This window comes from Pasteurella sp. XG20 (genome assembly GCF_018968665.1).
In the GTDB taxonomy this organism is placed as follows: domain Bacteria; phylum Pseudomonadota; class Gammaproteobacteria; order Enterobacterales; family Pasteurellaceae; genus Pasteurella; species Pasteurella multocida.
Genome location: NZ_CP076656.1, coordinates 103,353 through 117,861, shown reverse-complemented (window position 1 = coordinate 117,861; position 14,509 = coordinate 103,353). Strand labels below are relative to the sequence as shown.

The following is a 14,509-nucleotide window of genomic DNA, read 5'->3' as shown; positions in this document are numbered from 1 at the left end:
TTTTCTTCATTTATCCAGCGGATCCTCACAAAAAAATCTCAGCAAAGTGCGGTCGATAGTAAAAAAGTGTTATCCCCCAATTGTAATGTCATGACATGTCACGATTGAATTTTACTTGTTTCAAACGTAATGCATTCATTAATACTGACACGGAGCTCAATGCCATCGCAGCCCCCGCAATAATCGGATTTAATAACCCCCATGCCGCAATAGGAATACCTAACACATTATAAATAAAGGCAAAAAACAAATTTTGTTTAATATTTTTTAAGGTTGCCTGCGCGAGAAGTAAACCGTCCACCATTTGATTAACAGATTGTTGCATTAATGTCGCAGACGCCGTATGTTCTGCCACATCCGCTCCATTTTTCATGGCAAAACTCACGTTAGCACGGGCTAATGCTGGGGCGTCATTAATACCATCTCCGACCATGGCGACGACGTTGCCTTCTGCTTGTAATTGCACAATTTTGTTCGCTTTATCTCGTGGTGAAAGGTTACCATAGGCATGCTTAATCCCAAGCTGATCAGCAAGATATTGCACAGCACTTTGCTGATCACCACTCATGATATATACCTCAATCTGCGCGGCTTGCAGACGCTTGATTCCCTCAATAGAATCAGGCTTTAGCTTATCCGCAATCGCAAATGCCCCAATGGGCTGATCATTGACCGCGACTGCCACAATACTTGCCAGCTGCCAAATCGGATCGGCTAAAGCCGGTAACGTGAAATGACAATAATCAGCTTTGCCGACTTTCACGTGCCCAATCCCTTCCACTTCGGCTTGTATCCCAGCACCAAGTGCGGTTTGAATTTGCTCTGCATGCAACAAATCAATTCCCTTCTCTTGCGCGTGCTGAACAATCGCTTTGGCTAAAGGGTGGCTGGCATGTTGCTCGACAGAGGCCGCCAAACGATAAACATCTTGCTCGGTATAAGGACTATTTTCCACCAACCAACAAGCGGCAATTTGCGGTTTTCCTTGCGTTAACGTTCCCGTTTTATCTAACACCACTGTATTCACACGAGCTGATTCTTCCATCGCTGCCGCATCTTTAAACCAGATCCCATGTTTGACCGCATTGCCCATGCCCACCATAATTGCAGCGGGCGTAGCTAAACCTAACGCACAAGGACACGCAATCACTAACACCGCGACAGCATGCATTAATGCACTCACCCAATCTTGTTTAATCCAATAAGTAAAGGCAAAGGTCAGTAAGGCAATAACCACCACCGTTGGTACAAATACTGCTGCCACTTTATCCGCAAAACGCGCAATTGGCGCTTTCGTCCCCTGTGCTTCAGATAACGCATTCATCATATCGCCCAATAACGTCTGGCTACCGAGTTGCTGTGCTTGGTAAACTAATGACCCGTCACTCAGCATGGCGCCCGCTAGCACTTGGCTACCAACTTTTTTCATTTCAGGCTTAAACTCGCCGGTTAAATGGCTTTCATCGCTCCAACCTGTACCACTTTGCACGATACCATCCGCCGCGATTCGCTCCCCTTGCTTCACTCGTAACAGATCACCGATTTGAACCTGATCCAAAGGCAACGTCTGCCATTGTCCATCACGCTGTACATTCACTTGTTGCGGAGTAAGTTTAACCAGTAATCCTAAACTATTAAGGCTGTGTTTTTTGGTGCGTTCTTCTAAGAATTTGCCTAAACTGACAAAACCAAGCACCATGACACTGGCTTCAAAATACACATGTGGCATGCCCTCATGAGTATGTCCATAGGCAGTAAACAGCATAAATACGGAATAAAAGTAGATACTGAGCGTCCCCAAACTCACCAACACATCCATATTGGCTAAGCCACTTTTTAAACTGCCCCATGCACTTTTATAAAAAGGGATCGCTAAGCCAAACTGCACAATGCTAGCAAGGACAAATTGCCACTCTGGCGCGAGCATCCAGTGGTGCTGCCCTAGCAACATACCGATCATACCAAACATAAACGGAAGATTAATCAGTAATAACAGCCATAAACGCCACGAAGGTAAGTTAGGTTCCACAAGAGGAGGCGCTTGTTCTGATTGCAAGCTCCCTGTAAAACCTACGTTTTCAATAAGCTGCAAAATATCTTGTGGAGAATGTTCACTGTTATCAAAACTGACTTGTGCTTGCTCACTAGCAAAATTGACTGCAGCTTGTTGAATATAAGGTTTTTTATTTAAGACTTTTTCAATACGGCTAGCACAAGCCTGACAGGTCATGCCCTGAATGTGCAGGGTGATTTTTTGTTGCATATCCGCTCCTCTAACAGTGCGGTCGTTTTTCAATAAGAATAATAAAAAGGACCGAGTAAAACGTTCACTTGCGTGCTCTCATGCAACGCAAATAGCAAAGGTGAGCTAAGCTCACCCTGAAACGCCATCACATCAATGGTTAAATAGGTTGTACATCAAAACCTGCATTTTCCACCACATCAATTAATTGAGCAATGGACACGCGATTGGTGTCATATTGAATTGTGGCACAAGCGTGCTCTAAATTCACGTCCACTTGTGTTACGCCGTCTAACCCATTCAATACGCGCTCTACGGTTTTGACACAACCACCACAGTGCATCCCCTCAATATTCAGTGTCACAGTTTGCATGAGGTCTTCCTCCTTGTTTTTATGTTAGCAAATTGAATAACAAAACGGCTTTAACAATGACCACACTGTGCTTACACAGCAATGTTATTGAAAAAGTTTCATGAATTTATCACCAAAGAAAAAAATAATTAACCCAATACCAACAATCACTATCCCAATAAACTTGAACAAGTTCACTTCGCGCACTGGCATATGAATCAGACCATAATGGTCAATCACCATCGCCGCAATTAATTGACCCACAATAATAAAAAACAACATATTGGTAATGCCCATTTTGGGAGAAAGTAAAATCGTGGTAAAGACGACTAATGCGCCTAACGCACCGCCAATATATTTCCACCAAGCATGTTGTGTTGCGCTAGAAAGATGACCAATTAAATCCGTTTTTAATAACGAAATCACCAGCAATAATAAGGTACCTGTCCCAAAAGAAATAAAAGTAGCAACCAAAGGCTCATTGCCCATGGCTTTGGCAAGCTGTGAATTTATCGCCGCTTGAGAAGCTAAGGCAACCCCCGCTACCAATGCAATAATAGTATAAAAAACAAACATAACTCACCTAAAAAATCAAAATGTGTCTTATTGTAACGAGATTATAGGGGAGTGCAAACGTTTAATCAGTAAACAAACTTGCATTCTGCTGTGAAATCCGTATGATCAGCCCCTCGCCAATGGCGAAAGACAATCAATTTTCTGTATTGGGTTCCCTCACCCCAAATTTCAATTAAAAAGGTGCAACAATGAAAAATACATTTTCGATCTTTAATGATCAACAAACACGTCGTGCGTTAATCCTCTTGAGCTTTTTTCATATTCTGATTATCGCCGCCAGTAACTATTTGGTACAGATTCCCTTTGAAATCACGCTTCCACTGAGTCAACTCGGTACACGTGAAGATTTTAGTTTTCACAGTACTTGGGGCACATTGACCTTTCCTTTTATTTTCTTAGCCACTGACTTAACTGTACGTATTTTTGGTGCAAAAGAAGCACGCTGGATTATTTTTGTGGTCATGATCCCTGCATTAGTGATAAGTTATGTGATTTCTACCCTGTTCCAAGATACACAATATCAAGGTCTAAATGCATTAGCGCATTTTAATACTTTTGTCTTCCGTATTGCGGTTGCCAGTTTCTTTGCTTATGTTTTTGGTCAACTCTTAGACGTGTTAGTCTTTAACCGTTTACGCCAATTAAAAACTTGGTGGATTGCCCCAAGTAGTTCCATGATTTTTGGTTCCATGGCAGACACATTCCTCTTCTTTGCAATCGCATTTTATGCCAGCAGTGACCCGTTTATGGCGGAACATTGGGCGGCATTAGGCTTTGTGGATTATTTATTTAAACTGTTTGTTGGCATCATCTTATTTGTACCAGCTTACGGTGTGGTGCTCAATTTTATTTTACGTAAAATCCAAGCGCTCAATGCACAGCCACAAGTTGCTTAACTTGGAGTATAAAAAATGCCACAACGATTGTGGCATTTTTCTAACATGCTAAATTTAACTGGTAATCCAAAGCGGAATACATAAAGTGACACAAAGTCCCCCAAGCTGACTAGCATTTGCCCACACCGCACCGTGATGCTCTTTAACGACGTTAGCAACAATGGCTAAACCTAATCCCGTTCCTCCGGTTTCGCGGGTTCTGGTTTCATCTACACGGTAAAACGGCTGGAAAATTTTCTCGTATTCTGCCTCATCTAAGCCGTGACCATTATCATCAATCACAATCATCAATTCTTGACGTTTTAAGAAAATCGACACCCTGATTTCACTTTGGGTATATTTCAATGCATTTCGAACAATATTTTCGATCGCACTGACCAAAAGTGCTTTATTACCATTCACATAGTATCGGGCAGGCTGAGTAATATTTTGTCTTACAACAAAATTCAATTTACGGTGTTCTGCCTCAAATATTGCATCATCAAGCACCTCCTCCCATAATTCATTAATCGGAAAAATCTCACGAGAAACATGACTATGCAACTGCTGTCTTGATAACAATAAAAGATCGTTAATCATTTTATCTAAACGGCGTGCCTCAATTTCAATACGATGAATTTCGGTATTATCTTCTCCAAACCTACGGCGTAATAACGCCAAGGCTAATTGCAAACGGGTCAGTGGTGTACGTAATTCATGAGAAATCGAAGACAGTAACACTTGTTGGCTCGAGAGTAATTCTTCCAAAGACTCCGTCATTTGGTTAAAACTTTGCCCTACTTGACGTAATTCTAACGAGCCTTTGGTTTCAAGATCTTTATTAATTTTAAAGTCCCCTAAAGCGACTGCCTTTGCCGACATTTGCAAGTTTCGAATAGGTTTACCAATACTGCGCGCAAGCCACCACAATAACGGGGTTGACACCAAAATAATCAAACCGACTAATAAAGCGGGGTTAGCAAAGACAAAGCTCATAATTTCCTTCTGCGCATTCACTCTATCAATAAAATAAAGTGTATAAGATTTATTTGCTTCCCCGCCTAAATGTATTGAAAAAGGACCAACGATACGTACATCCCCAAACACTTTTTTCAAAGGTCTTGTGGGATCTGAAGAAGAAAACATAAATTGAGTTAATAAAGGGATTTCTGTCGCCGTCGCCCCTAAAATACTGCTGTCATCAACATCATCGACTAACACAGGGCGAATACCGTCAAACCGTTCTGCGTGAGAGAGAGGCACACCAGCTAAAATACGTGCAATTTGGTTATGACGAATAGAAGTGATAATTTCTTGCTGATAAGCAGATAGCTCTTTCTCGCTTAATTCAGAATAAATGCGAGAATCAAAATAAGGGATAGAAAAAATCAGAATGGAAAGTAGCGAAAACGTTAACCAGAAAAAAGCAAAAATTCGGAATGAAATAGTATTAAAAAAACTTTCTTTCGCAAATGGCATAGTTGCCCTCAAACACAAGGCTATTATGCATGATAATAGCCTTTATCATCACTGTTATTTTTCTGACACTAACAAATAACCTCGTCCACGTAAGGTTTTAAACCAAGGAGACCCATCCGTACGCGGTGGAAGTTTCTTACGTAAATTTGACATATGCATATCAATAGCACGGTCAAATGGGGTTAATTGTTTACCTAAAATTTCAATACTTAACGACTCTCTGGAAAGAATTTGACCGGGATTCAAGACCAATTTTTGTAATAGTGCAAATTCTGTTCCTGTTAATTCTAAATCTTTATCATGGTGAAACGCCTGTTGTCGACCGGGATAAAGTGTAATATCGCAAAATACAAATTCGCTACGATTTTCTTTCACTTCTGTATTTAATGTGGCTGCCGGCTGTGTACGACGTAAAATCGCTTTAATACGCGCTACAAGCTCGCGATCATTAAACGGTTTTGGAATGTAATCATCTGCCCCAAGTTCGAGACCGAGAATACGATCAATATCATCACCACGTGCAGTTAACATGATCACGGGTACAGAAAATTCCTGACGAATTTTCTTTAACGTCTCAACCCCATTGAGGACAGGCATCATAATATCCAACAAAACTAAATCATAACTTAGATCTAATTTTTGTAATGCTTGTAAGCCATTATTTGCCATATCAATCTCAAAGCCTTCCAATGTTAATAACTCAGCAAGAAGCTCTATTAATTCAACATCATCATCAACTAATAAAATCTTAGGCATACAGACTCTCCTCACATTTGATTAAAAAGAAAACGCGATAAACAACAGCGCGACAATTATTTGCTATTGCCAAAATTTCCACCAGCTTTTTGAGGCACTCTTCTCCGCATGAATCACTGCATTGTTAATTGCAGGCTTACTTTCATCTGGTAAAGGTTTATCTAGGTCAAAACTGGTGACAATGCCGCGCTGATCAAAATTGACGACTAACGTATGTTGTTCTGGTTTTTGATAGGCTTTTTGTTGTAAGAACACATAATACCATTTGCTTTGATCAAAAGGTTCAACTAATACCGGAGTGCCAAGTAAATATTGGACTTGCGCCGCATTCATACCAACTTGTAATTGCTTAACTGTCGCTGCTTCAAGATAGTTGCCTTGCGGGACATCAATACGATACACAAGCTTATCTACAGTTGAACAAGCGGTTACACTTAAAGCAAGAACAATGGCACTGATCATGGATTTTAATTGCATAATTTTTACCTTTTTATACACTGCAAATGATTGATGATGATACAGAAACTTTGCCCGATTGCCAAATCAATTCTGACCTTTCAATTGTCGTTGTAATTGATCACGCAAGTTAGGTGGCAATCCCTGAATGGTTAAGCTATCCGTCGCTTCATCCCAAAAAACGCGTTGATTGATGAGCTCCGCATCAAAGCTCAAGGTGATACCTTTCCCTGAACCCGAAAACTTGGTTAAGGTTTTTAATGCTGAACGTACAGGAGGAATATGTTCTGCTAACCCATACGCTTGCTCTGCTGCGAAGCTCGCAAACGCCTGCTCGTTTAGAGTTGGCATCGTGGCAGAAAGTTCCGTTAATGCAATTTCTTCCCCTACATTCATTTGTCCTTTACAGTATTCAAACACTTGTTTTTTCACGGCTTGTGATTGTTCTTTGCTTAAATCGGCTTGCGCACAATAATCACTGACCGCTTGCAATAAGCATTGATTTTGGACTTGTGGATTGAGCCCTTCCTCTGCCCCTAAAAAATCCATGAAGAAATCCCCAATTTTACGCCCAACACGCCCCTTCACGAAGGTTAAATACCGATCCGATTTAGCGTCTAAACTTAATTCCGTCAGATTCAGACGTGCTGCAATATCAAACTGACTGATCTCCAAATATTTGGTGCGATGAATCTCTAACTGTTCATCCACTAACATACTGGCACGACTATCTAGTAATGCAATAAATAAATAGTCAGTAGCAAGAAAGTTATAACGACATAGCACTAAAGTACCTTCGTCGGCAAAAGGATATCGGCTTAGTTCATTAACTAAAAGTGCGGTCGCTTTTTGGCTAAAATCGAGGAATTCACTTTCGTGCTCTAAAAAACGGTTTAAATCTTGTGCAAAAAGGGAGTTTTCGTTAAACACGGCATAGGCTTTACTCTTATTTTGATAAGCTTGATGTAATTGCAACATCATTTGCTCAACTTCTGGGGTAATCGTCAGCAAACGCTCACGCAACATCGTGTTTAATTTCATCGCATCGCCTTCAATCGATTTCGTAATTTGATGAAGGACAATCTCATTCACATTGATACTCATGTTTAATCCGTTATTTTATTTAAAAAAATGTGCTCCATTATACCCCTACTTTTTTAATGATAAATAAGAAAAAATGCTGGGATATCCAAAATTATCGGTTATGATATAGCACAAATGTTCATTTCCCTATCTCAATAACCATGGCAAAAAACTCAAAATATCAAGATAAACAAGTCGATGCGATCTTAAATGACATGATCGCTGTATTAGAAAAACACCAAGCACCAGTTGACTTATCATTGGTTGTGCTCGGCAATATGGTCACCAATTTATTGGTCAGTAGCGTCGGAACCAATCAGCGTATTGCCTTGGCGAATGCCTTTTCAGAGGCGTTATTAAACTCCGTTAACAAGCAAAAATCGTAAGATGTGGATAAAGACAAGCAAACAATATCGAGAAGAAACCTCACGCAAAATTTCGTGGGGTCACTGGTTTGCGTTTTTTAATATTTTATGGGCGATTATCCTTGGCGCGCGCTATGCCTTTATTATGGATTGGCCCGATACGCTCTTTGGTAAACTGTATTTTTTCATTAGCCTTCTCGGTCACTTCAGCTTTGTTGTCTTTGCGCTTTATCTGCTGTTCATTTTTCCGTTGAGTTTTCTCATCAAAAATGACCGCACTTTTCGTGGCATCACCGTCATCCTCACCACAATTGGTGCCACACTCTTACTGGTCGATAGCGAAGTGTTTTCTCGCTTCAACTTGCACTTATCTACCGTTGTTTGGAATTTATTGGTCAATCCTGAGAATGGTGAGTTGTCACGGACTTGGCAAATTTTCTTTGCCCCAATGCCACTGATTTTATTAGTACAAATGGTGTTTTCACGCTGGTCATGGCAAAAATTACGTAGCTTAGAACGTCAAAAATGGCTCAAAGGTGTGGGTGTTTTCTTTGTCTGTACTTTCATTGCAACGCATTTAATTTATGCTTGGGCAGACGCGTTTATTTACCGCCCGATTACAATGCAACGCTCTAACTTCCCACTGTCTTATCCAATGACGGCGCGTTCTTTCTTAGAAAAACATGGTTTCTTAGATAAACAAGAATATGATCAAATTATTGAGCAACAAGGGCGCCTAGATGCGTTAAAAATCAATTACCCAAAACAAAAGCTCACCTTTGCGACAAGCCAAACACCTAATATGGTACTGATTACTGTATCGGGTTTACGTCACGATGCCATTGATGAAAAACATATGCCGCACTTAACCGCTTTTGCTAACCAATCGACGCAATTTACGAATCATTATAGTAGCGGCAATGATAATAACACTGGCTTAACTGGACTCTTTTATGGCTTAAGTGCACATTATGTGGACAGCTTATTAAGTAATAAAACTGCTTCGATTTTGGTGGAAAAACTCAAACAAGAACACTACGAACTGGGTTTGTTTTCCAGCACGCAATTTCACTCTAGCTTATTCCGCCAAGCGCTGTTCCCGACGCTCAGCCTTGCCACACGAAACACCAGTAATCAATTGGAAACCGCGCGCTTTAAAACTTGGTTTGCACAAATTAAAGACAAAAATACCCCCTTTGCAGCTTATTTAAGTTTAAATATCCGTCCAAACTTGGCGAAGGCGGATTATCAGTTGGAACTGGCTGAAATTGATCGGCTATTAGGGACAATTTTGCCTGAAATTGAATTAAATAAGACATTAGTGGTAATTACCGCGGAACATGGCTATCACTTCAAACCGCTAAACGCCAAAGCCTTATTGCATTACTTTGGGCGTGATGAAATTCAAGTGCCAATGGTTATTCATTGGAAAGATTTACCTGCGGGAAAAGTCAGTAACCTAACCAGTCACATGGATTTACTACCCGCAGTGATGAAACATATTTTTCATGCACAAAATCCGATTTCTGACTACTCCCAAGGTCGCGATTTATTCCAACTGACACAGCCTGCTGATTGGGTGTTAGTATCGAACTATCGCTGGAATGTCATCATTACGCCTGATGGGACACAGTACCATATCGATAAGCGCGGGACTTATCAGAAATACAATCAAGAGAATCAAAAAGAATCCTCTGATCGACCGCCACTTGGCTTGTTCTTAGAGGTCTTTAATCAAGAACGTTCATTTATTGAAAAATAACGAAAAATTGCACTAAAACCAATAGCCAAAACCAATTATATTTTTTAGGTTGAAGCCTTTATACTAGCCAGCAATTTTTTAGGATAGAAACATAATGTTATTAATTAAAAATCAGAGAATTTTTCATAACATTGTTACCCCCCTCGTCAATCGTCTTAACGCATTGAGCCCATATCTGTTTTTAATGAATAACCGATCCTCATTTATTGGGGATTTTTTTATGTCTCGCCTTCCTCACTTACCTCTCACTTTTACGTCCTCACGGAGCGATTATGAAAAACCACGTTCGTAGTTTTAAAACCTATATTCGAGATGAAATCATTAAAAAAGGCGGTTGGGTCAATGCACATGCGCATGCCGATCGCGCCTTTACCATGACCCCGGAAAAAATCAGCATTTACCATACAAGTAATCTGCAACAAAAATGGGATTTAGTGGATGAAGTCAAGCGAACATCCAGTGTAGATGACTATTATGCGCGTTTTTGCCAGTCTATTGAGTTAATGATTTCGCAAGGTGTCACTGCTTTCGGCACTTTTGTAGATATCGATCCGATCTGTGAAGACCGTGCAATTATTGCGGCACACAAAGCACGAGAAGTGTACAAACACGATATCACGTTAAAATTTGCTAACCAAACGTTAAAAGGTGTGATTGAGCCTACCGCACGAAAATGGTTCGATATTGGTTCAGAAATGGTGGATATGATTGGTGGCTTACCGTATCGCGATGAACTGGATTATGGTCGTGGCTTAGAAGCAATGGATATCTTATTGGATACCGCCAAATCGCGTGGCATTATGTGTCATGTACACGTGGATCAATTTAATACCCCAAAAGAAAAAGAAACCGAACAACTCTGTGATAAAACCATTGAACATGGCATGCAAGGGCGTGTTGTTGCTATCCATGGTATTTCTATCGGTGCCCATTCAAAAGATTACCGCTACCGTTTATACGAAAAAATGCGCCAAGCACAAATGATGATGATTGCCTGCCCAATGGCGTGGATTGACAGTAATCGTAAAGAAGATTTAATGCCATTCCACAACGCCCTCACCCCTGCCGATGAAATGATTCCTGAAGGTATTACTGTCGCGATTGGTACCGATAATATCTGCGATTACATGGTGCCATTATGTGAAGGCGATATGTGGCAAGAACTCAGTTTATTAGCCGCGGGTTGTCGCTTCCCTGACTTAGAGGCGATGGTGAATATTGCGAGTATCAATGGCAGGAAAGTACTTGGTTTAGAAGTATAATCCTCAACAAAAAGCGAACGAAAGATCCCCTTTTGACATGTCAATATTGATAAAACACACCGCACTTTTAGACTTTGCCATCAAAGCATGCTCTTGCAAAAAGTGCGGTCATTTTTTAAAAAATTTTTGGATAACAATACACTCAACACTAGGCTGACACAATTTCCAATAATTGATCAAAACGATCAATACTGTACGTTGGCTGAATATCACTGTGATTTTCACGATCATAATGCAACCAACAGGTATCTAAATCCGCATTATGCCCGCCTAAAATATCCGAATCTAAATTATCCCCCACCATTAACACTTGGCGACGATCTGTCACTTTTGCTAAGGCTAAACTGTGTTCAAAAATCCGAGGATCCGGTTTTGCGATCCCCACTTCTTCCGAAATGGTGACAAATTGAAACCAATCACTTAAGCCTGTTTTTTCTAAACGCAATTTCTGTAATGTCGTAAACCCATTAGTGATGATGCCTAAATTCACTTGTTCTTTTAACACGGTTAAGGTTTCCACTACGTTTTCCAACGGTTTACAAATGTCTGCCATTGCGATTAAGTAATGATCGTTCAGCTCTACTGGATTTTTATTTAAACGCTTCGCCCAACTAGCAAAACGGGTGACCTGTAATTGTTCTGCGCTAATTTCAGCCTGTTGATATTGTACCCAAAGTGGCTTATTCACACGTTGAAATTCTGTAAAATCACTTTGTTGAAAATCAACACCATAATCTGAAAACAATTTCTGCAATCCTGCAAAAGCATCAAATGAAAACAAGGTTTCATCTGCATCAAAAAAAATCCATTGATATTTCATTAGTTCATAACTCCGTCTATTTTCATGCGTAACGCCTGTCCATCATGACAGGTTTTAATGAGCTGAAAGAGCGCATCGGCTTGTGGGTATGCTTTTTTAAGATAACCTAGCCATTGTTTTATACGCGCGACATGATAAAACCCCGTATCAAATTGGTTTTCCGTATGCGCATATTGATGTAACAGGATAAGCACCTCAGCCCACGGCATTTTTGCTTGATTGAATTTCACCACTTGGCTTAAATTCGGAATATTCAAAGCGCCGCGCCCGATCATCAAATCTTGGCACCCCGTTTCAGCTAAACAGGCTTGCCCTGATTGCCAGTCCCAGATCTCACCATTGGCAATCACTGGAATAGATAAGCGTTGACGTACGTCATTAATTTTTGCCCAATTAATCCGATCAGCACGATAACCATCCATTTTGGTTCGTCCATGGATAGTAATCTCTGTCGCACCACCTTGTTGTACCGCATCAGCGATCTCAAACGCTTGTTCTGAATTATCCCAACCTAAACGCACTTTTACACTAACTGGCAAGTCCTTCGGTACTGCAGCACGTAGGGCTTTGGTGGCGTGATAAATCAGTTCGGGTTGTTTTAAGAGAGACGCGCCGCCATTACTGCCATTCACCGTTTTTGACGGACAACCACAATTCAAATCAATCCCATGAGAACCTAATTCAATCGCACGCTGCGCATTTTCCGCTAACCATTGAGGATGTTGCCCCAATAGTTGCACACGCACTGGCGTTCCCGAAGCGGTCAATCCTTGTTGATATAATTCAGGGCACAGACGATAGAATACTTTCGTGGGAAGAAGCTGATCGACCACCCGCACAAATTCAGAAACACACAAATCATACTGATTGACCTGTGTGAGAAGTTGACGAACAAAAGGGTCTAATACCCCTTGCATCGGAGCAAGAATTACGCGCATGTTTTATCCGTTCTCACGAGATAAAACAGTGCTAACGCGCTTAACGCCCCGAATGTATCTGCCAAAATATCTTTTTGCGCATCCCACTGATCGCCCTGCGATCCTAAAAAGGCAATTCCTTCTTCACCACCAGCAATCACCGCATATTGCCACTCAATCAACTCATAGCCCGCCGCAATACTCATAATAAAAAATAGGGCAAAAAAGCCCGCTAAGATCGGACCACATAATCGACGTCGTAACAACCATTCCGCCATAGGAAAACTGTAAAAACCAATAACATAATGTGCTACGCGATCAAAATGATTACGTCCTTCGCCTAACCAAGGGGCGAGTAGTCGATTTGCCCACTCAAAAGGCACCTGTTCAAACGTATAGTGAGCACCAATAAGATGTAAAACCATCCATAAGCTCATTAAGAAATATGCAAGGTTGCTGAACTGAAAACGAGAATAGCTCACGACTAAAGCCAAAAAGACCAAAAAAATGGGTAATACTTCAGCATACCACACCGCCCGAGAAACAGGTTCAATGCTCGACCAAATCGCGATGACAAGCACAACGAGTGCTAACAGCCAAGGAAATACCTGTTTGGTGGTCAAGGACATTATTTCCACCCTTTGGTTTTACAAATTAAATCATACGCGGATTGAATTTGCTGCGTTTTCTCTTTTGCCATCTCTAACATTTCTTTTGGCAAGCCTTTCGCCACTAATTTATCAGGATGATTTTCATTCATCAGACGGCGATAAGCCCGCTTCACGGTTTGTTGATCATCCGTAGCAGATACACCGAGCACCTTATACGCGTCGTCAACTGTTGGACCTGACTGTTGTTGATAACCACTATATTGTTGCTGATGCTGTTGATAGCCATAATCACGTTGATAACGATTTTGCTGTTGGTAACCTGCACGAGAAAACTGGCGTGCTGCAAATTCCATCGCTAACATTTGTTCAAATTGAAAACGAGAAAGTCCTAATTCTTCTCCCACAATATACAGTACGTCTTTTTCGCTTTGATCGAGTTGAGCATCGGCGAAAGCCGCTTGAACTTGTACATGTAAAAACATCCGTAACAAATCAGCGCGTTGTCCACAGCCTAAACGAAACTCGCGAATCACTTGGCGCAAAGGGAAATCCGCTGCCTTACCGCGTGTAAAGGCTTCTTGTGCCAAACGGCGATTGGCGTCATCTAACTGCATTTGTTGCATTAAATGACTGGCTAATTGAATATCATCTTCAGTGACTCGCCCTTTCGCTTTGCTTAAATGTCCAAGCACCGCAAAAGTGGTTTGCATAAATAGCGATTGACGGGTGATTTTACTTTTAAAGAAACTGGAATTGACCGTCCCTAATTCATACAGTTTTTTATCACCAAGGTGTCCTAAAATCACACCACAAATCGCGCCAAAAAAGCCACCTAACTTCCAACCAATAATCAAGCCTAAAAACTTACCAATAAAATTCATTCTTCCCCTCCGAAAGCGCCAAAGTGCGGTTGTGCATTATACAATATCGTCCTATTCTGAATATTTTCTTAA

General features: G+C 41.0%; 15 protein-coding genes. 4 read left to right on the top strand and 11 right to left on the bottom strand.

Annotated features, from left to right (window positions below):
* Positions 1-88: 88 nt before the first annotated feature.
* The 3 genes from KPF51_RS00495 to KPF51_RS00485 form a co-directional block, all read right to left on the bottom strand.
* Positions 89-2,263 carry a cation-translocating P-type ATPase gene (locus KPF51_RS00495; RefSeq protein ID WP_061406261.1) on the bottom strand — a complete coding sequence of 725 codons (2,175 nt, stop codon included), beginning with the start codon at positions 2,261-2,263 and terminating at the stop codon, positions 89-91.
* 139 nt (positions 2,264-2,402) lie between these two features.
* Positions 2,403-2,615 carry a heavy-metal-associated domain-containing protein gene (locus KPF51_RS00490; RefSeq protein WP_005724975.1) on the bottom strand — a complete coding sequence of 71 codons (213 nt, stop codon included), beginning with the start codon at positions 2,613-2,615 and terminating at the stop codon, positions 2,403-2,405.
* An 84-nt stretch (positions 2,616-2,699) separates the two neighbouring features.
* Positions 2,700-3,170: a DMT family transporter gene (locus KPF51_RS00485; RefSeq protein ID WP_005724973.1), complete on the bottom strand. Its 471-nt coding sequence runs from the start codon at positions 3,168-3,170 to the stop codon at positions 2,700-2,702.
* A 188-nt stretch (positions 3,171-3,358) separates the two neighbouring features.
* Here KPF51_RS00485 and KPF51_RS00480 point away from each other — a divergent pair, with 188 nt between their 5' ends.
* A complete protein-coding gene (locus KPF51_RS00480) occupies positions 3,359-4,066 on the top strand; it encodes a 7-cyano-7-deazaguanine/7-aminomethyl-7-deazaguanine transporter (RefSeq protein WP_005719344.1) in 708 nt (235 codons plus the stop codon).
* 54 nt (positions 4,067-4,120) lie between these two features.
* Here KPF51_RS00480 and cpxA read toward each other — a convergent pair whose 3' ends face one another.
* The 4 genes from cpxA to yejK all read right to left on the bottom strand — a co-directional run bounded on the left by cpxA (position 4,121) and on the right by yejK (position 7,840).
* Complete coding sequence (cpxA, locus tag KPF51_RS00475) at positions 4,121-5,524, bottom strand: envelope stress sensor histidine kinase CpxA (RefSeq protein ID WP_005724970.1); 1,404 nt, start codon at positions 5,522-5,524, stop codon at positions 4,121-4,123.
* Between the two features lie 54 nt (positions 5,525-5,578).
* Positions 5,579-6,280 carry a response regulator gene (locus KPF51_RS00470; RefSeq protein ID WP_005724968.1) on the bottom strand — a complete coding sequence of 234 codons (702 nt, stop codon included), beginning with the start codon at positions 6,278-6,280 and terminating at the stop codon, positions 5,579-5,581.
* Positions 6,281-6,343: 63 nt separating this feature from the next.
* Positions 6,344-6,757: an outer membrane protein assembly factor BamE gene (gene bamE / locus KPF51_RS00465; RefSeq protein ID WP_005724967.1), complete on the bottom strand. Its 414-nt coding sequence runs from the start codon at positions 6,755-6,757 to the stop codon at positions 6,344-6,346.
* Between the two features lie 66 nt (positions 6,758-6,823).
* Positions 6,824-7,840: a nucleoid-associated protein YejK gene (yejK, locus tag KPF51_RS00460; protein WP_010907395.1), complete on the bottom strand. Its 1,017-nt coding sequence runs from the start codon at positions 7,838-7,840 to the stop codon at positions 6,824-6,826.
* Between the two features lie 140 nt (positions 7,841-7,980).
* Here yejK and KPF51_RS00455 point away from each other — a divergent pair, with 140 nt between their 5' ends.
* The 3 genes from KPF51_RS00455 (at position 7,981) to KPF51_RS00445 (ending at position 11,208) form a co-directional block, all read left to right on the top strand.
* Positions 7,981-8,205: a YejL family protein gene (locus tag KPF51_RS00455; protein ID WP_005724962.1), complete on the top strand. Its 225-nt coding sequence runs from the start codon at positions 7,981-7,983 to the stop codon at positions 8,203-8,205.
* Position 8,206: 1 nt separating this feature from the next.
* A complete protein-coding gene (locus tag KPF51_RS00450; protein ID WP_005755510.1) occupies positions 8,207-9,946 on the top strand; it encodes a DUF3413 domain-containing protein in 1,740 nt (579 codons plus the stop codon).
* A 272-nt stretch (positions 9,947-10,218) separates the two neighbouring features.
* Positions 10,219-11,208 carry an amidohydrolase family protein gene (locus KPF51_RS00445; RefSeq protein WP_005719330.1) on the top strand — a complete coding sequence of 330 codons (990 nt, stop codon included), beginning with the start codon at positions 10,219-10,221 and terminating at the stop codon, positions 11,206-11,208.
* Between the two features lie 148 nt (positions 11,209-11,356).
* Here the strand turns inward: KPF51_RS00445 and yjjG are convergent, their stop codons facing one another.
* Genes yjjG through djlA form a run of 4 tightly spaced genes read right to left on the bottom strand, consistent with a single transcriptional unit; the run spans position 11,357 to position 14,437 of the window.
* Positions 11,357-12,028 carry a pyrimidine 5'-nucleotidase gene (gene yjjG, locus KPF51_RS00440; RefSeq protein WP_061406262.1) on the bottom strand — a complete coding sequence of 224 codons (672 nt, stop codon included), beginning with the start codon at positions 12,026-12,028 and terminating at the stop codon, positions 11,357-11,359.
* Positions 12,028-12,966, bottom strand: a complete 939-nt coding sequence (gene dusC / locus KPF51_RS00435; protein ID WP_061406263.1) for a tRNA dihydrouridine(16) synthase DusC — start codon at positions 12,964-12,966, stop codon at positions 12,028-12,030. The genes yjjG and dusC overlap by 1 nt, the downstream gene beginning before the upstream one ends.
* Complete coding sequence (locus tag KPF51_RS00430) at positions 12,957-13,574, bottom strand: DUF2238 domain-containing protein (protein ID WP_005724957.1); 618 nt, start codon at positions 13,572-13,574, stop codon at positions 12,957-12,959. Before KPF51_RS00430 ends, dusC begins: the two co-directional genes overlap by 10 nt.
* Complete coding sequence (gene djlA, locus KPF51_RS00425) at positions 13,574-14,437, bottom strand: co-chaperone DjlA (RefSeq protein ID WP_005724956.1); 864 nt, start codon at positions 14,435-14,437, stop codon at positions 13,574-13,576. Before djlA ends, KPF51_RS00430 begins: the two co-directional genes overlap by 1 nt.
* Positions 14,438-14,509: the final 72 nt, after the last annotated feature.